This window comes from Aeromicrobium sp. UBA7512, from assembly GCF_002476985.1.
GTDB lineage: Bacteria > Actinomycetota > Actinomycetes > Propionibacteriales > Nocardioidaceae > Aeromicrobium > Aeromicrobium phoceense.
Genome location: NZ_DLNK01000007.1, coordinates 374845 through 393708, shown reverse-complemented (window position 1 = coordinate 393708; position 18864 = coordinate 374845). Strand labels below are relative to the sequence as shown.

Sequence of the window (18864 nt, the reverse complement as noted above, 5' to 3'; positions counted from 1 at the left end):
GCACAGAACAGATGAAGCTCATCCTCACGCACGAGGTCACGAACCTCGGCCAGCCCGGCGACATCGTCGAGGTCAAGGACGGCTACGGCCGCAACTTCCTGCTGCCGCGCAACTTCGCCATCCGTTGGACGAAGGGCGGCGCCAAGCAGGTCGAGTCGATCAAGGCTGCTCGCGACGCGCGCGCCGTGCACGACCTCGAGACCGCGCAGTCGATCAAGGGCAACCTCGAGTCGTCCGCGATCAACGTCCCCGCCCACGCCGGTGAGGGCGGTCGCCTCTTCGGCGCCGTCACCGTCACCGACATCGCCAACGCGCTGGCCGAGGCCGGCGTCAAGGTCGACAAGCGTCGGATCGAGGTCGGCAACCCGATCAAGAGCCTCGGCGCGCACACGGTCTCCGTCCGCGTGCACCCCGAGGTCGCTGCGACGGTCAAGCTGAACGTCGTCGCCTCCAAGTGATCCCCAAGACGCCGGGTCCCGCTTCACGCGGGGCCCGGCGCCTTGCTGTCGGGGCGCTGGCGGGCCTGCTGCTCGCCGGCTGCCTCGGCGGCGGTGACGACGACGCCGCTCCCGAGAAGAAGCCCGCCGAGGACACGTCGCTGCCGATGTCCGACCTGCGTCCGGCCGAGGCCGACGAGGTCCGCGACGGTGGCACCCTGCGCCTGGGCGTCTCGTCGTTCCCGGCGAACTTCAACCCCGTGCACACCGACGGCGTCGCCAGCACGGCGCCGCAGATCCTCGATCCCACCCTCGGCGGTGCCGTGCGGGTGGCCGAGGACGGCTCGTGGTCGGCCGACCCCGACTACGCCACCAGCATCGAGGTCACCGACCGTGATCCGCTGACCGTCCGCGTCGAGCTCAACCGCAAGGCGGTCTGGCAGGGCGGGACCGCGATCACCTCGGCCGACATGGTCGCCTGGGTGGCTGCGCTGCAGGACGACGACTACGCCGCCGCGGCGCCCCCCGTCTACGACCTCGTCGAGGCCGTCGAGCCCGACGGGAAATTCGCGTACGACGTCGTCTTCGAGGAGCCCACCGCCGACTGGCCCGCCGCCGTCTACCCCACGCTCCCGAAGGCCCACACGAAGTCGGCTGACCGGTTCAACCGCGGCATGGCCGCCAAGGCGCCTTCGGCCAACGGTCCCTACCTCGTCTCGAAGATCGAGCGCCGCACGGGCACGATCACCCTCGAGCGCAACCCGCGGTGGTGGGGCCGCGCGCCGCGGCTGGACTCCATCGTCTGGCGGATCGGCGAGGAGGACGTGCTCGCCCAGGCGTTCCTGGCCGGCGAGCTCGAGTCCGCCCCGGTCACGCCGGCCACCCGAGCCGACCTCGCGAAGGCCGACCTGCGCGCCTCCCGTGGCTCGGAGTGGTCCCACCTCACCATCAACGGCGGCGCCGGCCCGCTCGAGGACGCCGACGTCCGCCGCGCCGTGACGCTCGCGGTCGACTCGGCCGGGATCGTCGCCGACACGTCGAAGCGGTACGGCGTGCCCACCGATCCGATGACCTCGGTGGCCCTGCTGCCCGGTCAGGTCGGCTACCGGGACACCGCCCCGATCGCCCGCGACGTCGCGAAGGCCCAGAAGCTCCTCGCGCGGGCGGGCTGGCGGCGCAAGGACGGCACGGGTCCGGTGGTGCGCAAGGGTCGCCCGCTCGTCCTCAGCCTGCCGGTCCCCGACACCCGCTCGGGCGCGGTCCAGCGAGCTGAGGCGATCGCCGAGGACCTGGCCGAGGTCGGCGTCCGGGTCAAGGTCACCACGGTTCCCGGCGCCACCTTCTTCGAGAAGTTCGTGATCCCGCTCAAGTTCGACCTCACGACGTTCGCCTGGCAGGTCGGGCCGTTCGACCTCGGTGACACGAAGCGGCTGTTTACCCCGATCGACAGCCCGATGAACTTCACCGGCAAGTCGTCCAAGGCCACGGGGAAGGCGTTCGACGCGGCGATCGAGGAGCTGGACGATGCCAAGCGGGCCGGCGCGATCGCCGAGGTCGACAAGGTGGCGCGGGCCCAGGCGTCGATCCTGCCGCTGGCCGTGATGCCCGACGTCCAGGCCGTCGATCCCACGGTGCGCAACCTCGGCCCCTCCGCGCTGGGGCAGCTCGACTGGACCACCGTCGGATTCGCGGCGAAGAAGGGCGACTGATGGCGCGCACCCGGCGCGAGGCGGTGGCCTGGCCCACGATCATGCGCGAGCTGCGCGTCGTGCGCGTCGCCGACGTCACGCCCACCACGCGCCGCGTGACCCTCGCGGGTGAGCAGCTCGAGGAGTTCGCCGTCGCCGGCGGCACCGCGGCGGCGTTCCGTTCCGAGGGCTTCGACGACCACGTGAAGCTGCTGGTGCCGCTCGAGGGCACCGACCGGCCGCCGCTGCCGGTGCAGGGTCCCGACCGGCTCGAGTGGGGTGGCGCGGGCGGCCGCCCGGTGGCCAAGGACTACACGCCCCGACGGTTCGCCGGCGGCGAGCTCGACCTCGACTTCGTGCTCCACGAGGGCGGGTTCGCGGCCGGCTGGGCGCGGCGCGCCACCCCGGGCGACCCGGCGTGGATCGTCGGCCCCACCCGCTCGCTGCTGCTGCCCACCGGGATCGAGCGGATGGTGCTGGCCGCCGACGAGACCGCCCTCCCGGCGGTCGCGCGCCTGCTCGACGCCTGGCCGGGCTCGATGACCGCCGACATCGTGATCGAGGTGGCCTCCCCCGGGGGGATCCAGGACCTGCCCGCGCTGCCGGGCGTCACGGTGCGGTGGGTGCACGGCGCCGAGGCCTGGATCGACGCCGTCCGCGCCCTGCCGTGGCCCGACGTCCCCACCTTCTGCTGGGTGGCCGGCGAGGCCGGCGCCGTCCGCCAGGTCCGCCGTCACCTCGCCGACGACCGCGGCGTCCCCCGCGACTGCCTCGACGCCACGGGGTACTGGCGCCGGTAGAAGTTTCCCCGGTTAACCGGGGAAACTGTCACTGAACGTGGTTCGCGAACCTCGTGAAGTGACAGGAAACCTCGTTCGGTCGGCTCAGGCGGCCTCGGGCAGCCGGGCCGCGACCGGGTGGCCCTGCCACCACAGGGTCTGGTCGAGCTCGGAGCCGTCGCGCGGTGCCCACGTGCGCACCATGATCCGGTCGGTGCCCAGCTCGCGGTCGAGCCACGCGGTGCCGTTCGGGAGGTCGAGCTCGGTGCGCTCGACGTCGCCGCACGGCACCTGGCGGCGACGGCCGGGGAGCCGCCGCCCCGCCGGCCGCGTGGTGCCGCGCACGATGTGGCTGCGCAGGCCCTCGAGGGAGACGACCTCGAGGGGCCCGGTCTCACGCAGGACGCCGGCGAGCTCGTCGGTGGTGAGGACGTACACGCGCCCGACGCGGTCGGAGCCGGAACGGGCGAGTCGCGGGATGGTCCGCAGGACGGGAATGCTCATGCCTCCACGGAAGCCCCCGAACCTGTCAACCACCTGAAACGCAGGTGAACGTTCGGCGTGGGTTCAGCGGGCCGCGCCCAGGACCAGCCAGCGGTCGCCGCGCTGCCGGACCCACAGCGTCACCCACCGTGTCGCCTGGAAGAGGGCGTAGGCGCCCCAGAGCCACGTGAAGCCGGCGTCGGTCTCGCGGATCCACAGTGCGACGGGTGCATAGATCAGCAGCGCGACGAGCCCGGCCCACGCCAGGTAGACGCCGTCGCCGGCGCCGATCAGCACGCCGTCGAGCACGAAGACCACACCCGAGAGCGGTTGGATCGCCGCGACGATCAGCAGGGCCGGGACGGCGGCAGCCCGGACGTCGGCGTCGGGACTGAAGGCGCGGGCGACCCAGGGAGCGGACACGGCGAGCAGGACGCCCGCGGCCAGGCCGAACCCGAAGCCCCACGCGATGACGCGCCGGGTGACCTCGCGGGTGCCCTCGGCGTCGCCCGCGCCGAGGGAGTGGCCGGTGAGCGTCTGGGCGGCGATCGCGAAGGCGTCGAGCGCGAAGGCCAAGAGCATCACGATCGTGGTGGCGATCTGGTGGGCGGCCAGCGAGGCGTCGCCGAAGCCGGCCGCGACGAGCGTGGCCAGCAGCAGGACGGCCCGCAGGCTCAGCGTGCGCAGCAGCAGAGGGACGCCGTCGCGCCCGGCCCGCGCGACGTCGGGCCACCGCAGACGGGCGGAGGCGTGCGTGTGCCGGCTGCGGCGGATCACCTGACCGACGAGGGCCAGCGCGGCGGCCCACTGCGCCAGCACGAGCCCGAGCGCAGCCCCGCGCATGCCGAGGTCCGCTCCGTAGACCAGGGCGACGGTCAGCACGACGTTGAGGACGTTGGCGATGATCATGACGACCAGCGGGGTGCGCAGGTCGAGCACGCCGCGCAGCGCCCCGGTGGCGGCGAGGACGAGCAGGACCGCGGGGATGCTGGCGGCCGCGACCAGCAGGTAGTCGGTGGTGAGGTCCGCGACGCGGTCGGAGCTGGCCAGGGCGGCACCCAGCGGGCGGGCCGTGAGGGCGGCCAGCGTGCCGAGCACCAGCCCGATGAGCAGGGCCAGCCAGACGCCGCCGAGCGCGGCCTCGAGGGCACGTCGCTCGTCGCCCGCGCCCTGGTGCCGCGCGACCGTGGCGGTGCTCCCGTAGGCGAGGAAGACGCACAGGCCGACGACCGTCGACAGGATGGTCGAGGCGGCCCCGAGAGCGGCCAGCTCAGCGCGCCCCAGGTGGCCGACGATGGCCGTGTCGGCCATCAGCATGAGCGGTTCGCAGATCAGCGCGGCGAACGCCGGAACGGTGATGGCCAGGATTCGACGATCGAGAGAGGCGTTCCGCATGGGGCGACGATACTCCTGTGACGAATGTGGTGGATTTATCGACATGTCGGTGCTCGGCGTGGTAGTCGCCGTGGAAAACTCGGACGGCGAAAATCACACCCCACCTTCTTCGTTCCACACCTTGTGACTCACGTTTCCGCAGGTCAGAGGCATGTGTGACCTGTGCCACACAAGGCTTTCCACAGGGTGGTCCACCGACTGTGCACACTCCCGACCGGCGTTTTCCACAGGATCGGGGGACTTGTTCACATGGCCTGTGCGCGGCTGTCTCGACCCCCGTCCCGCGGGCCCGTAAGGTCACCCGAGGTGAGGTTCTGGACCGGGGGGAGCCGGTCTTCAAGCCGGTCTTTTGTCGGACCTCGCCCGTAGGTTTTCCCCCAGCTGCCGATCACGTCGAGGAGTGCCGTGAGCGTTACCGATCTGTACGAGTCCGAACGATCTTCGGACTCCGCGGGCTCGGGCTACGTTCCGCCTCAGGACATGGCAGCCGAGCAGAGCGTCCTGGGCGCGATGCTCCTGTCGAAGAACGCGATCGACCCCGCCACCGACCTCCTCGAGAGCCGCGACTTCTACCGTCCCGCGCACGAGCTGATCTTCGACGTCATCACCGACCTGTCGGGCCGCGGCGAGCCGGCCGACGCCATCACGGTGGCCGCCGAGCTCACGCGCCGCGGCGAGATCGGCCGCATCGGCGGCGCCGCCTACCTGCACGACCTCGTCCAAGGCGTGCCGATCGCGGCGAACGTCGACTACTACGCCGAGATCGTCCACGAGAAGGCCGTGCTGCGGCGCCTCGTCGAGGTGGGCCAGCAGGTCGCCCAGCTCGGCCAGTCGGGCACCGGCGAGATCCAGGACATCGTCGACCGCGCCCAGAAGGCCGTCCTCGACGTGGACGGCACCAAGTCGGGTGAGGACTACAACGTCCTTTCCGACCTGATGTCCTCCACGATCGACGAGCTGGAGGAGCTGGAGACCCGCTCCGGCGAGGTGCACGGCGTCATGTCGGGCTTCCCCGACCTCGACCGCCTCACCACCGGCTTCAAGCCCGGCCAGATGATCGTCGTCGCCGCCCGACCCGGTGTCGGCAAGTCCACGCTCGGGCTCGACTTCGTCCGCAACGCCTCGATCCGCCAGGGGCTGACCTCGGCGATCTTCAGCCTGGAGATGACGGGCTCCGAGATCGCGATGCGCCTGCTCTCGGCCGAGGCCAAGGTGGCCATCCACCACATGCGTGCCGGCTCCATGTCGGGCCGCGACTGGGACGCCATCGGCCGCGCGATGGCCACGGTGCAGGCCGCGCCGATCATCATCGACGACAGCCCCAACATGACGATGCCCGAGATCCGCTCCAAGGCCCGGCGCATCAAGAAGCAGCACGGCCTGGACTTCGTCGTCCTCGACTACCTCCAGCTGATGACCTCGGGCAAGAAGGTCGAGAACCGCCAGGTCGAGGTCTCGGAGTTCTCCCGTCAGATCAAGCTGCTGGCGAAGGAGCTCGGCGTTCCCGTCGTCGCGATCAGCCAGCTGAACCGTGGCTCCGAGCAGCGCACCGACAAGACGCCGCAGATCTCCGACCTGCGTGAGTCCGGCTCGATCGAGCAGGACGCCGACATCGTCATGCTGCTGAACCGCCCCGACGCCCACGGCGCCGGCGAGTCCGAGCGTCCCGGCGAGGCCGACATCATCGTCGCGAAGAACCGCTCCGGCCCGGTCAACAAGGTCGCCGTGTCCTTCCAGGGCCACTACTCGCGCTTCACCCCCATGGCGCGCGAGCCCGAGAGCGCCGCCGGCGGCGCCTCGGGGGCCGACTTCGCCTGAGTCGGCGCGTGTCGAGATGCAGCGAACTTTGGACAAACGCCCTTGTGTCCTGGAAACAACTCTGACTGTTTCTGCTGAGGCGCTAGGGGTCTTGGCGGCTGCGAGCGGTTCAACAGTTGGACGGACCTCCCAAGCGCGCGAATTCGAAGATCATCGCCGTCGACAGGAGTCTCTCTAGTGATGCGCCGCATAGTTGAGGTCAGTGGTGCCGGGATCTTTGATCGTTGGTCGCCGTCGTCCGACGTCGAGGACTTCTCGCGCGTGAACGTGATCTATGGAGGAAACGGAAGCGGCAAGAGCAGCCTCGCGCGGGCGTTCTCGAGCATGGCCGACGACGACCACTCTGGCCCGGGCGTCATCGTGGAAGCCATGAGTCCCGATGGGGCGGCGCGGCGGGTGACGGATCGATCAGATGCGTTCTGGTCTCGGGTCCGCGTTTTCGACAAGGACTTCGTCAAGAAGAACCTACTTTTCGATGTCGGCGGTCGAAGTGAGGCGCTTCCACTCCTTGTCCTCGGCGCGCCCAACGTCGATCGCGATAGGCGGTTGACGCAGATCGCCGAGCGCTTGGCGGAAGTCGAGCTTGAACTTTCCCGGGCTCAGGATGGGTATAAGCGCGGCCAAGAATCCGCACGGAAACTCGAAACTGACGTCGCACGCACGATCACTCAGGAGTTGCAGACGGCGGGCGGGCGGTTCACGGCGCGCAGTTACAACGCGGTCAGGGTTCGTGACGGTCTGAATGATCCAACGAAGGTCACCTCGGAGGCATCCGATGACGAGATCGCGGCGGATCTCCAAATCGTGCAGAGCCAACGGCTCGAGGAATTGGAGCTCCTGCCTGCGACCCAGTTCAGCCTCGCGCAGCTCGAAGTCGATGTCACTGCCGCTCTGGAGGAGAGCATCGTGAGTGATGCTCTGACGGAGCTCGCCGGCAACACCGATGCCGAGCAATGGGTCCGGAAGGGGATCGATCTTCACGAGCATCGAGAACGGTGCCTCATGTGCAACAACGTTCTCAATGAGGACAGGCGTGCCGAACTCGACCGACATTTTGACGAGAGCTTCACCAAACTTCAAGACCAGCTCGATGCGCTCGATCGTGCATTGATGGATGAGGATGAACGAATCGGCCAGGTCCTGAGGATGATTCCTGACCGAGCTCTGCTTTACCCCGATCTCCGTGAGCGCTACGGGGCTCAACGCGAAGAGTCGACTCGGCAAGTTGCCGAGTACATGAAACGAATAGCTGCGCTCCGGGAGCTCGTCGCTCGTAAGCGAGCAAGTCCGTTCACGGTCGTTGTGCCAGGCGACCCGTTCGTGGGTAACGGAATTGTCGACTTCGACGCTCTCAACGCCGTGATCGATGAGCACAACGACCGGTCAGCCGACTTCCAGCGCGTCGTCTCCGCTGCCGCCGATCGCATCGAGCGCGCCCGTCTGACCGCGATCGCAGGGGAGCACTCAGCAGCTCAAGGTCTTGTTCAGGACAGCAATACACAAATCGAACAACTGACTTTGGAACGACGGGAACTGGGTCAGGAACGTGAACGGATCAACGTTCAGGACCTCGACGCCTCTCCGTTGGCAGAGGAACTTACTCGGGACCTTGCGACTCTTTTCGGACGTGAGGAACTCTCCTTCGGAAAGGAAGGAAAGCGTTACTCCATACAGCGCAATGGACAACCGGCTACTGACCTGAGCGAGGGAGAGCGGACCGCTATCTCACTGCTCTACTTTCTGTGCAGCCTCCGCGACGAGAGGACGCGGGGGATCTCCGCGACGGTGCTTATCGACGACCCCGTTTCCAGCCTCGATCACGAGATCCTCGTCGGCGTCTCTAGCCACCTGTGGAGCGCGCTCGTTGGCAACGCCTCCACCCACCAGGTCCTCCTGTTCACCCACAGTTTTGAGCTGTTCCGCCTGTGGAGCAACCAGTTGGATCGGCTTCCCGGCCCAGTTAAGAAGGCGTGCCCGTACGCAATTTACGAGTTGCGCACGCGCTTCGGGCCTTCAGCTAGCGGCGAGCCCGTTCGTCGTCCAGCGATGGTGTCGTGGTCAGACGTAGCGCTTCGGAAGAAACTCCGTTCCCAGTATCACTACCTATTCTGGCGCGTGGGCAGCCTCGTCATCGACGACAGCGTTGCGGGTGATCTCGCGAGCGAACTTGAAGCAACGGCGATCATCCCGAACGCCGCCCGGCGCATGCTTGAAGCCTTTCTTGCCTTCAAGTGCCCGAGCAAGATCGGTGATTTCGAAGGATCGATGCGACGAACCTTCGAAGAAGGGCTCGTGGCAGATCCACTCCGCCAACGGGTCACCCGGTTTCTCCACCAGCAGTCCCACAACGAGGACGCAGACATCAGTCGCCCTGTAGGCATCGGGGAAGCGGTCAACATTCTTCGGTCTGCCTTCGACTTCATCGCCGCCGTTGACCGTGATCACTTCAGCGAAATGTGCGTCGCACTCGACTTGGATGCAACGAGACTGTCGGCGGATGCAGGTGCTTCGGATCTCGACAGCAAGTCGGTTGCACCGGTCGCCTAGTCAGGTCCAACTGATCCGGCTGGCTGGAGTACTGCTCGATCGGTGAGTGGAGCGGTATCTCCCTCAGTGTTGCCGCCGGGCGAATCGCCGGGGCCGATGGTCGATCTTGTCGCCATCTTTGAATCGGCGGTTGAACTCGGCGATGGTCGACTTCCACGCGCGCCGCACCTCGGCGTCTCCTCGACGTGGACCTTCGAGTTCCTCATCCCAGAACATGGCGAGCGGCGGTCGGGGTTCGTGGAGTTCACGCGCTCGGACATCGGGATTCGCCTTGACGTCGCCGGGTCCCAGATATCGCTCAAGCAACCAGATGAGCCGCGCTCGGATTTGGTCGAGGCGCGCGAGGGGCAGTGGCGGGACGGCGGCGCTGTATGCGCGGTCGAGGGCCGCCCAGGCGTCCAACAGCTTCTGTCGTTCGCGACTCACTTCCGCACGGCAGTTGCTTGAACAGAACCGTGAGAGCGGGCCGCGGCGGCCGCTTGCGATGACTAACTCGCGACAAGTGGGATTTCGACAGGGGAGCCGGTTGAGGAGCTCCGCCGACATCGTCTCTAGCTCACGGCTGGTCGGGACGTACCAATCGTCCATGCCTTCGATCTCCTTTGAATGGAAACTCGCACGTCATGGAAACTCGCACACAGCGTGAGAGCGCTATCTGACGGCGGGAAACTCGCAACAGAAATTGCATTCTGCCCGGAACCCCTGCAAATTCTGCCGTGCGAATTTCCTCGACGGAAGGCTCGATCGGGGTTAGGTTCGGGATCAGATCCCGTCACGTCGAAGACGTAGGTCGGGGCGCATCCGCTGGCACGGATACGCCCCTGGGCGGGACCTGAGGCAACCGAATGCAAGCAAAGGACCCGCCGTGGGCAACTGTAGTTCGCTGACCCCTTCCAACACACGTGACTGCGATCCTTCCGGGTGCGTGTGGCAGTTCGATGTGGGCGGTGGCCCGCACGCATGGGATTGGACGAGCGGGTCTCCTCCCGTGCGGGAACTGATGCCTGTACGGGGTCCGCGATCCACAGCCGCGTCGCGGCACGTTCCCGTGAGAGCTCACTCCGTCACCACCGGCGCTGAGGTGTTGCTGGAATCAGGTCTTGAGCATGACTTGTTGCGTGAGCTCGACCGACTCGAGTGCGTTAACTGGATCGTCGCCCAGCCGCTCCGACTTCTGTTCGAGCGCGGAGCCGGCATGCACCGTGGGCACGCGGTTCGGCGCCACGTACCCGATCTCCTTACCGTCACAAGTGATGGATCAGTGACGGTGTGGGACGCCCGTCCGCCTGAACGTCAGGACGAACGTTTTCTGGAATCAGTGCAGCGCACTCGGACCGCGTGCGAAGAGCGCGGATGGCGCCACAGGGTGTTCGCCGGCCACTCTGCAGTGAAGCGGGCGAACCTGATGTGGCTGCACGGGTTCCGAAACCCCGAACCGTGGCACCTCGTCATCCGCATGGAAATGGCGCGGGCCGCTGGGGCGCAGTTCTTTCAACTCCGTCAGTTGCCAGACGTGGCAGATAGGCAACTGATTGTCGCGACACTGTGGCACTTGGTCTGGTGCGGCGACGTACAGGTCGACCTGGAGCGACCGTTGACGACTGAGACCGCTTTCCAGTTCAAGGTTTGAGTCGATGTCGGTCACGAGCGTCCAGGTGGGGTCGTCAGTACTCACCACAAATGGGCTAGTTCTCGTCGAAGGGATCGAACGCTACGGCGCCTTGGTGCGTGATTCCCACGGAGCGCGTGAGCTCGTCGAGTTCACGAATCTCGTCTTCGAAAACGATGACGTCATCGACGCGACGATCATGCCGTGGTGGCCCGCGCTCCCGGAGTCGACACGACAGACAGCCTTGTTCCGTCTTGAGGTCATCCAGGAGATTCTCACGGGATTCCGCAGTGGCATTGCTGAACTGCGACAACTCGGAGAGCCATTTTCACCGTTCGATACTCCGGAATCGACCTCTTTGCGGACACGGGTGAATGCCATGGTCGCTCAACTCGAGCAAGAAGATCGCGCCGATCGGCAGGTTGCGCGGACAGGTGCCGGAGCACGTGGTGCCAAGCGCAGTACGGTTTACGGCTGGCTTCGGGCGTACGAGAGGGACGGCCTTCGGGGTCTTGTGGACGGCCGCAGCACCCGGGGACGGAAAGGTTTCGACGCGCTAGATTCACGGTTTCTGAAGATCGCCGATGACGTGTTCGCGCAGTTCGACGGCTCGGTGAGCAAGGTCAACCTGGCGGAGTTTGATCGGCGCATCGCCGTGGCGATGAAGCAAGCAGGCATTGAGGACGCGGATCTCCCGGAGCGCTTGAAGCGTGAATACCTGTCGCACCGGTGGAGGGCGTTGGGTTCGACCACCAGGGCTCACCGGTCGAGGTCGCAGCGAAAGGTGTCGTCGACGGCGTCCTACCCAGCAGTCCACCCCTCTCACGTCGTGATCGACGCGACCCGCGCGGACAATCTGGTGTGGGACGAGTTGCAGGAGCGTCCTTACAGTGTCGAGATCTTGACGGTCATGTCGGTGGCGACGCGAGTGATCGTCGCACTGAGGGTGACCCCGCGGTCGTCGCGGACAATCGAGGCCGGGCTGGCGCTGTACGACACGATGCGTCCGTTCTCGATGGTTGTCTCCGACGACCACATCGACGACTTCCGCTGGTGCGGCGTCCCCGAATCCCTCGACTTCAGCGATCAGGATTCGTGGTTGCCGACCCCGCGAGCTTCTCGCCCGGACCGTGACCTGAAAGGCGTCCACTACCTGCCGGGGGTGCGTCCGTCGTCGCTGCGCGCCGACCATGGGTCGATCTTCGTCTCGGCAGAGTTCCGTGACCTGTTGCGGTCCTTCGGGATCGATCTGATGCTGTCGCGCGGAAGCAAACCGACCGACAACCCGCACGTGGAGCGGTGGCACGAGACGCTGCAGCGCGCCTACCAACAGATCCCGGGTTTCAAAGGCCGGGCGGTGCACGAGCGCGGCCGGTTCGTCGGGATGACAGCGGGCGAACCACTGCTGACTGCGCGGGAACTGGAGCAGCACCTGAAGCGATTCGTCGCTCTGGACTATCACCGCACCCCACACCGCGGCCTGTTCCTGCCAGGTGCGACGCAGGCACGTCTGACGCCGTTGGAGATGTGGGACGCGATGATCGAGGCGACCGGGCGGATCCATGTCCCGCAACACCCTGACCTGATCTTCCAGTTCCTCCCGATCGTGTGGCGCAAGGTCCGCCACGACGGCGTCACCATCAAAGGCCTGACCTACGACGACCGGATCCTCGACGACTTCCGCGAGCTGCGCAACGGTGCCTTTCGAGCCGCAGATGAGAAGGCCCCGTTCCATCACGACCCACGGGACGTGACCCGGATCTGGTTCCGGCACCCCGACACCGGCCGCATCCACGAGATCGGCTGGCGCGCCCGGCACCTCGTACACGCGCCGATGGTCGACGTGGTCCGAGACAAGGCGCTCGCTCTGATCAAGGAACGTGGCGGGAACCGGGTCATCGATTCGCACACCGCCGAGACCGAGATCATTGCTCAACTCACCGAGCTGACCCGCTCCCGGTCCACGGAGGAATGGCGCACGCAGATGTCCGCCGCGCGCCTGCGACACGAGCAGGCGCTCATTGATCACGCCGAAGTCACCGAGGCGCGCCGCATCGCCCAAGCCGAAGCGGACCTGTATGCCGGGGCGATGCTCCTGCCTGAACGAGAGCGCCCCGGACCTGGTGCCGAGGTTGCCGAGGAACCGTGGCCCGACCTGGACGAGCTGGCCTGATGGACGCACACCAATGGCACCTGCAGGCCACGGCCCACAACGGCGGCCTGCCAGCTCCCGTCGAGGACCTCGCAGCGCTCGACGACGACGCGCGCACCGACTACCTCGACACCCTCCATGCCGCCTGCGACGCACTCGTGCTGAGATCGACCCAGATGACCGCGGCAACCCGCGCGATGTCTTCCCTGGTCAACAGGGCTGGTCGCCGGCCTCGCGGCGCACAGCGGATCATCGCGGTGAACGCGCCGTTTACCACCGGCAAGTCCACCTTCGTCAAGGACTGGGCCTCCGAGCTACACCGCGACTGGCTCGGCGGATCGGTGACCCACGACCGGCCGACGTGGCAACCCGAACCGCACATGACCGCCGACCTCGTCCCAGTCATCTACGTGACCCTTCGAGCCGCGTCCGCGATCAAGGAAGTCAACGCGCAGATCCTGTCGTTCCTGCGCTACCCCAGCGAAGGCGTCACCCGCGCCACCACCACCCGGGTCCAAGAAGCACTGTTCCGGCACGGAGTGCGCCTCGTCATCATCGACGACGTCCACATGCTCCGGGTCAACCACACTCAGGGGCGCGACGTCCTGGACTACTTGAAGTACCTGAACTCCGAGCTCGGCGAACTCGGCGGCACCCTCGTCCTCGTCGGGGCGCTGCTGAGCAGCGGACCGATCTACGGAGACCCCCAGATCCGCGGCCGACTCCAGGCCATCGAACTCCGACCCCACGAGATCGCCACGCCCGACGGACGCCGTGAATGGCAAAAACTGCTCAAAGCCGCTGAACAGCTCCTGCTCCCGTACGCCCCAAGCAACGAACCGGGAGTGTTCGCGCGCGAGCACGCCGCCTACATCTGGCGCCGCTCCCAGGGCTACCTCGGCGACACCGCCACCCTGCTCACGGGAGCAGTGCTTGGCGCCCTGAGCGAAGAGCAACCGGTCACTCGTGATCATCTCGCCAGCGTGCTGCTCTCGCTGCGCGCCCACGAGAATGAGGCTGACCTCACGTCCGCAAGCGGGCAGGGACGAGGCGGCTATGGGTCCTGACATGTTGCCTGTCCGAGTAGATCCGCACCCGAGCGAAGGGCTCGCCTCCTACCTTGGCCGCCTCGCCGACGCCAACGGACTACGGCGGTCAGCGTTCGTTCGTGAGGTGGACATGGGTCGGATCGCGGCATGCACCGGGCTCCAGCTTGAGACGCTGCGGGAAATGACCTTGGAACGGTATCCGCCCTGCGTGGCCGGCGGCACCCTCCGGTCACGGGGCTGGCGAGTTCACGCAAGGACGTGGAACTGCCGGTCCTGTACCTCGATCGACGGTCGACGGTTGCGCGACTGGGACCTGGTCTTCACGCCCGTCTGCTTGAACTGCAAGACCCTGCTGAACGGAGATCCGAAAACCGAGACGATCCACCCCGCGAGCGAGGAGATGGTGCAGACGGCCGCGTGTCTGGGCAGCCTCGCGGATCGGGCCATCACGAGCGATGGCGCGAGAACGAAAATGAACCGCCTCCGGAGTCTCGTCGTCCTGGCCGGCACCCTCGACTCACCGCAGAGCTCGCCGGGCCGCCACCTGACCGACGACCCCGCCCAGGCCGCGCGCTGGATCGTGCGCGCGTGGGCAGCGGACACCTCCCTCGGACGGCGCGCTGAACTGGTTGAGGCCGCGCTGCAGGCCACAGAACCCGCCCAGCGACCTGCACTCGCCAGGTACATGTCCCGAAGCCTGCGGAAGCTGGTCCGAGGATGGTCCGGCACCGGGCATCCCAAGCGCACAGCCTTCGAAGCTTCCGTGGCGAGCCCACCGAGGAACAGCCGCGCCCTGCAGCGTGAGATACACGAACTGTCCGAGCAATTCGCAGCCTCCGGAATGGAACCGCGCCACATCCCCGCGGCCCACCCCCGTACGCAACGACCGAACACTGTGACTGCGGCCGTTCACGTCCTCCACGCCCTGCTCACCGAGCTCCAGACCGGCCACCGCCCTGACGAAGCCGCTCAACGCCACGACCTCCACACCGAACGCTCGAACTGGGGCGCACAGACACGCAACCTCTTCGCCGGCTGGGGCGCCACCTCGGGACAACTCGCCAAGGTCGCCGACCTCGGCGAGACCCTCCTCGCCGACGGCCTAATCGACTACCGGCGTCGCCGACGCATCCTCGACCAGACCCGACTCACCGACCCACGCCTTCGGACCCTCACGCGGGCACACCACACCACCGTCGACGTGGCCAATGACTGGGCCTGGATCCACCTCACTCACGGCCCGGTACCGGACCACCGCTCCGCGCTGACCAGCACGCGGATCCACGAGGCCGACCTGACGCTGCCTGACGAGATCATGCGGCACATCCTCGCCCTGGCCCACATCGCATTGGACGAATCGGCCGTGGTGCCGGTGAACGCACTCATGGCGGGACAGAGTTCATGAACCGCCTCCCGGTCACGATTCACCCAACCGAGGGTCAAGGGCTCGACTGCTACCTCGAGCACCTCGCTGACGCCAACGGCATGACCACCGCAGCTCTCCTGAAGCTCCTCACGCCCAGCACCGGATCGGCCGGGCGTCGCTTCCTGATGATCAACCCACAGCCAGAACTCACGGCTCGGCTCACCGAGCTGTCGGGAATCGAAGGGGAACGACTCCGCGTGGCGACCCTCGCCGCGAACCCGGGCATCGATGTCACGGGCTTCGACCCCACCCAACCGGCGACCTTCCGGACGATCTCCGCGCGAGGCTGGTTCCCCGGACACGGCACCGCCTGCTGTCCTGAGTGCCTCGCCTCAGACGGGACGTGGCGCCTCAGCTGGCGGCTCCCAACGACCACCATCTGCGTCCGCCACCAGGTGATCCTGCTCAGCGAGTGCCCAACCTGCGCGCGAGTCTTCCGAGACCAACGACACTCCCCGCTCCGATCCATCGGCGCCCGCACCATCTGCGGGAACCCCCTCGGGCGAGGTCCGCGAGAACACTGCCGCCAAGATCTAGGCGAACTCGATGCCGTTGCAGCCAACACCGAATGCGTGGAGCGTCAGCGACAACACGACCAGGCTCTGCACGTCGGCAAGATCCGCCTCTGCGCCGAAACGGTGACGGCTGCCGAGTACCTGCAGTCCGTCACCGCAGCTGCCGCACTTCTGCTGCACCTGGCTCCCCACCGAGCCCTACCTCCCCGCTGGGCGGCCGGACTCGACGTCGTCGGCCCGCGACGCAGATGGGCGATCAAGCCGCCCGTGAGCCTCGTGACGCGCAGTCACGTGCTTACCGAGGCACACCAACTCCTGACAGCAACCGACCTCGACACCGCAGCCGAACAGTTCCAGCCGTGGCTCGACGTCGTCCCCGACACGAGCGAGAGCGTCCTCGGCTGGATCGCTGACCACACCCGCATGACAGCGGCCCTGACCCGCATCGTGATGAACGGCGACGGCCGCCGATTTCGCGTCCCTGCCCACCTCGCTCGCATGAGCCGGCTCACCCCCTCGCACCGCGTTCCCCAAGCCATCTCGCCCGATCTGGCCTACCGGCACCTGCACGGCATGTTCGACTCACGCGATCACGTCGTCTCGACTTTCGCCTCCCTGTGCCTCGTGAAGGCCGGACACCCAGAACGGACCTGGACGGACGCCGGGCGGCTGCTCGGACTACCTGACGACCTGGCACGCGCGACGGCTCGGACCGCCATCCGTCACCTGACCTCGTCGCCCGCCGAACTGGCCGAGTGCCTCGCCCGCCTCGCCCAAGATCTCCCTTCGGTCAATTGCCGCGAGCGCGAATCCCGCATCCGCACGCTGGCCATCGACGACACATGGTTCTCGCGGTGGCGCCGACGACGTCCCAGGACACGGCCACCAGCACGCCGCCTCGCGATCGCTTGGCTTTGGAGCCACTACGCCTCAGCTCACCTCGCATGCGCCCCGATCGAGCACCGGCCGCGGCTTCGCGAACACCTAAGGAACTTTGATATCGGTCTAGACGCGGGAGCCAAGGAAGCACTGCTCGTGCTGGCAGAACAGGCCAAGCCGTGAGTCCGCCCACGCCACGGTGGGTGGCTGTCGAGTGCGACTGGTGCGGATTCCGCAGCCGTGTCCTGGCCGATGAGCCCGACGCGGACATCGACGTGTGCGGAGCCACCCCGGAGACACGTTGCGAATGCCCCAACCCCTCACCGGTGATCCTCCTACTGGAAGCTGCGCCGTGAGCCCCCGTGAGGTCAAGGCCGCCTCGCTCGCCGTCCAACTGCTTGACGGCAACTGCCGGGACCGCGGCCGCATCTGGATCGAGAGCGAAGCGCGATGGCTGCGGCTGAAGAGTCCACCCGTAGCCGAGGAGCTCGCGCGCACACTGACCGCCATGTGCGACCAGTGCCCGGTCCTCGAGCTGTGCAAGCAGTGGGCGGAACTCGACCGGTACACCGGCATCGCGGCCGGAACGACCTGGAGCGGGGGCCGCGCCGGATCGAGAAGTAAAAAGGAATAGAAAGGATGAAAAAGCGGTCGTGCATCATGGAGCAAGCCCGGGCAAGTGCGAAGCGGCTATATGACCGCCCGACGTGCACCGAAGGTCTCATGCTGGAGCGGTCGCGCCGGGAGGTGGACGTGATCAATCGTCGTGGATGGTGACGTCGTCGGGACCCTGGTCCACTCCGCCGAGTACCCAGTCGTAGGTCAGAATCCCGACCGTCGCGCCGACGACGAGCCATCCCGCTACGGCGACGAGGAGCCAGCGAAGATCCACGCGCCGGGCGAGGTGCCCGCAGGCGAGCGCCAACAGCACGAGGTCGAGTGCCGCCACGGCGAGCCCGTCCTGGCCGGACCGTTCCCATGACACGACGGAGTCGAGGATCAGAGCCGCGATGAGCAGCCCGCCGCCGCAGGCGGCCCAGATGCGGGAGCGTGACCGCACTGCCACTCCCGCGCCGGCGAAGACAGCTCCCACGGCGGCCGCGAAAGGAAACCACAAGGGCGCGAGGTAGCGCAGGAACTGGTCCGTCGCTTCCGGACCGTTGACGGCCTCCCTGAAGACCACGTTGACGGCCAGCGCGAGGACGAGCGCCCCGGCACCGGTCAGGACGACCGGGAGTCTTCCGGCGGAGGACCACGCACCGATGGCGTAGGCCAGCACGAACCACGGACCGCCGGCCTCGGACACGAAGGCACCCCAGGTGAGGTTCCCCGACACCTCGGCGAAGATGCCGACCAGGAAAGCACCGACGACTGCCGCCAGAACGGTTGCCGTCAAGCCGGGGGGACGTGAGCTGGGGCGTCCCTCCGAATCCGGGAGGGGCGCGACGTCTTTACCGCTCACGTCTCACCTTCACTGGCAGATCCGATTTCCGACGTTCGCTCCGTACCGACGCGGTGTCCAGGTGGCGGTCTTGCCGTTCTTGACCCGGACGGTGACGCCGGCGTACACCTTCCGCGCCTTGCCCGCGGCGATGCAGGACTTCCGATACCAGATTCCGGCGTGATGACCGGGAGTCTTGTAGAGCTTCGGACCGAATCGTTCCTTCTTGCACACGTTGGTGGAGATGCTGAAGGTCGCCGGAATCGCACCACCACCCACTGATGCGGAGTACGTGACGCAACTGTCCTGAGTCTCTTGCGTGCGATCTGGCATGAACGGATCCGAACCAGTCCACGACTGCGCGACGCCAGTTGGCAGTGGCTCGACCCACATCTTTTGCATCTTGCGCCGCTTGAGCGCGTAAGCGGTCAAGGTCTGGCGGTACGCGAAGTAGTCGGCCTTCTTCGAGCGGTCGTTCTTGAGCTTCTTGCGTGCCCAGCACATCGTCATCTTGGAGTTGTTCTTGACGCCGCCGGACTTGCAGGCCGAGCCTGCTCCAACCCATTCTGGTTTGGCCTCTGCGGTGCTCATGCCCGCGCCCAGCATTCCCATGGCAAGAATTGCGGCGAGTGCCCCTACGCAGATC

Annotated in this window: 16 protein-coding genes; 11 read left to right on the top strand and 5 right to left on the bottom strand. The window is 67.0% G+C overall.

Annotation, left to right across the window (positions count from 1 at the left end):
* The first annotated feature begins 11 nt into the window (after window positions 1–11).
* The 3 genes from rplI to B2363_RS12755 are packed head-to-tail and all read left to right on the top strand — an operon-like array spanning window position 12 to window position 2925.
* A complete protein-coding gene (gene rplI, locus B2363_RS12765; RefSeq protein WP_078699657.1) occupies window positions 12–458 on the top strand; it encodes a 50S ribosomal protein L9 in 447 nt (148 codons plus the stop codon).
* Window positions 455–2146 (top strand): ABC transporter family substrate-binding protein, encoded by a 1692-nt coding sequence (locus tag B2363_RS12760; RefSeq protein WP_286930678.1) that lies wholly within the window; start codon window positions 455–457, stop codon window positions 2144–2146. The genes rplI and B2363_RS12760 overlap by 4 nt, the downstream gene beginning before the upstream one ends.
* A complete protein-coding gene (locus B2363_RS12755) occupies window positions 2146–2925 on the top strand; it encodes a siderophore-interacting protein (RefSeq protein WP_286930677.1) in 780 nt (259 codons plus the stop codon). Before B2363_RS12760 ends, B2363_RS12755 begins: the two co-directional genes overlap by 1 nt.
* Before the next feature lie 84 nt (window positions 2926–3009).
* Here the strand turns inward: B2363_RS12755 and B2363_RS12750 are convergent, their stop codons facing one another.
* Both B2363_RS12750 and B2363_RS12745 read right to left on the bottom strand, forming a co-directional pair.
* Complete coding sequence (locus B2363_RS12750; protein WP_286930675.1) at window positions 3010–3408, bottom strand: hypothetical protein; 399 nt, start codon at window positions 3406–3408, stop codon at window positions 3010–3012.
* A gap of 63 nt (window positions 3409–3471) precedes the next feature.
* Complete coding sequence (locus B2363_RS12745; RefSeq protein WP_286930674.1) at window positions 3472–4782, bottom strand: MATE family efflux transporter; 1311 nt, start codon at window positions 4780–4782, stop codon at window positions 3472–3474.
* A 480-nt stretch (window positions 4783–5262) separates the two neighbouring features.
* Here B2363_RS12745 and dnaB point away from each other — a divergent pair, with 480 nt between their 5' ends.
* Together dnaB and B2363_RS12735 are read left to right on the top strand one after the other, a co-directional pair.
* Complete coding sequence (dnaB, locus tag B2363_RS12740) at window positions 5263–6600, top strand: replicative DNA helicase (protein WP_181753625.1); 1338 nt, start codon at window positions 5263–5265, stop codon at window positions 6598–6600.
* A 180-nt stretch (window positions 6601–6780) separates the two neighbouring features.
* A complete protein-coding gene (locus B2363_RS12735; protein WP_286931533.1) occupies window positions 6781–9147 on the top strand; it encodes an AAA family ATPase in 2367 nt (788 codons plus the stop codon).
* A 63-nt stretch (window positions 9148–9210) separates the two neighbouring features.
* Here the strand turns inward: B2363_RS12735 and B2363_RS12730 are convergent, their stop codons facing one another.
* On the bottom strand, window positions 9211–9735 hold the full coding sequence (locus B2363_RS12730; protein WP_286930673.1) for a hypothetical protein: 525 nt from the start codon (window positions 9733–9735) through the stop codon (window positions 9211–9213).
* 412 nt (window positions 9736–10147) lie between these two features.
* Between B2363_RS12730 and B2363_RS12725 the strand changes: the two genes are divergently transcribed.
* The 6 genes from B2363_RS12725 to B2363_RS12700 all read left to right on the top strand — a co-directional run bounded on the left by B2363_RS12725 (window position 10148) and on the right by B2363_RS12700 (window position 17411).
* Entirely contained in the window at window positions 10148–10777 is a 630-nt protein-coding gene (locus B2363_RS12725) for a TnsA-like heteromeric transposase endonuclease subunit (RefSeq protein WP_286931532.1), read from the top strand.
* A gap of 4 nt (window positions 10778–10781) precedes the next feature.
* Window positions 10782–12929, top strand: coding sequence for a Mu transposase C-terminal domain-containing protein (locus tag B2363_RS12720; RefSeq protein WP_286930672.1), 2148 nt, complete (start codon window positions 10782–10784; stop codon window positions 12927–12929).
* Window positions 12929–13975, top strand: a complete 1047-nt coding sequence (locus B2363_RS12715) for a TniB family NTP-binding protein (RefSeq protein ID WP_286930671.1) — start codon at window positions 12929–12931, stop codon at window positions 13973–13975. Before B2363_RS12720 ends, B2363_RS12715 begins: the two co-directional genes overlap by 1 nt.
* Entirely contained in the window at window positions 13920–15362 is a 1443-nt protein-coding gene (locus B2363_RS12710) for a TniQ family protein (protein WP_313601167.1), read from the top strand. The genes B2363_RS12715 and B2363_RS12710 overlap by 56 nt, the downstream gene beginning before the upstream one ends.
* The gene (locus tag B2363_RS12705) at window positions 15359–16960 is read left to right on the top strand and encodes a TniQ family protein (protein WP_286930669.1); all 1602 of its coding nucleotides are present in this window, start codon (window positions 15359–15361) and stop codon (window positions 16958–16960) included. The genes B2363_RS12710 and B2363_RS12705 overlap by 4 nt, the downstream gene beginning before the upstream one ends.
* Before the next feature lie 169 nt (window positions 16961–17129).
* On the top strand, window positions 17130–17411 hold the full coding sequence (locus B2363_RS12700; RefSeq protein ID WP_286930668.1) for a hypothetical protein: 282 nt from the start codon (window positions 17130–17132) through the stop codon (window positions 17409–17411).
* Between the two features lie 123 nt (window positions 17412–17534).
* Here the strand turns inward: B2363_RS12700 and B2363_RS12695 are convergent, their stop codons facing one another.
* On the bottom strand, window positions 17535–18173 hold the full coding sequence (locus B2363_RS12695; RefSeq protein WP_286930667.1) for a hypothetical protein: 639 nt from the start codon (window positions 18171–18173) through the stop codon (window positions 17535–17537).
* Between the two features lie 75 nt (window positions 18174–18248).
* Entirely contained in the window at window positions 18249–18809 is a 561-nt protein-coding gene (locus B2363_RS12690) for a hypothetical protein (protein WP_286930666.1), read from the bottom strand.
* Window positions 18810–18864: the final 55 nt, after the last annotated feature.

Bases quoted from the DNA above. Each gene is read 5' to 3' on its own strand.
- B2363_RS12745 (WP_286930674.1), bottom strand. From the start codon at position 4,782: ATGCGGAACGCCTCTCTCGATCGTCGAATCCTGGCCATCACCGTTCCG.
- B2363_RS12710 (WP_313601167.1), top strand. From the start codon at position 13,920: ATGAGGCTGACCTCACGTCCGCAAGCGGGCAGGGACGAGGCGGCTATG.
- B2363_RS12720 (WP_286930672.1), top strand. From the start codon at position 10,782: ATGTCGGTCACGAGCGTCCAGGTGGGGTCGTCAGTACTCACCACAAAT.
- B2363_RS12705 (WP_286930669.1), top strand. From the start codon at position 15,359: ATGAACCGCCTCCCGGTCACGATTCACCCAACCGAGGGTCAAGGGCTC.
- dnaB (WP_181753625.1), top strand. From the start codon at position 5,263: ATGGCAGCCGAGCAGAGCGTCCTGGGCGCGATGCTCCTGTCGAAGAAC.
- rplI (WP_078699657.1), top strand. From the start codon at position 12: ATGAAGCTCATCCTCACGCACGAGGTCACGAACCTCGGCCAGCCCGGC.
- B2363_RS12755 (WP_286930677.1), top strand. From the start codon at position 2,146: ATGGCGCGCACCCGGCGCGAGGCGGTGGCCTGGCCCACGATCATGCGC.
- B2363_RS12715 (WP_286930671.1), top strand. From the start codon at position 12,929: ATGGACGCACACCAATGGCACCTGCAGGCCACGGCCCACAACGGCGGC.
- B2363_RS12730 (WP_286930673.1), bottom strand. From the start codon at position 9,735: ATGGACGATTGGTACGTCCCGACCAGCCGTGAGCTAGAGACGATGTCG.
- B2363_RS12735 (WP_286931533.1), top strand. From the start codon at position 6,781: ATGCGCCGCATAGTTGAGGTCAGTGGTGCCGGGATCTTTGATCGTTGG.
- B2363_RS12725 (WP_286931532.1), top strand. From the start codon at position 10,148: ATGCCTGTACGGGGTCCGCGATCCACAGCCGCGTCGCGGCACGTTCCC.
- B2363_RS12690 (WP_286930666.1), bottom strand. From the start codon at position 18,809: ATGAGCACCGCAGAGGCCAAACCAGAATGGGTTGGAGCAGGCTCGGCC.
- B2363_RS12750 (WP_286930675.1), bottom strand. From the start codon at position 3,408: ATGAGCATTCCCGTCCTGCGGACCATCCCGCGACTCGCCCGTTCCGGC.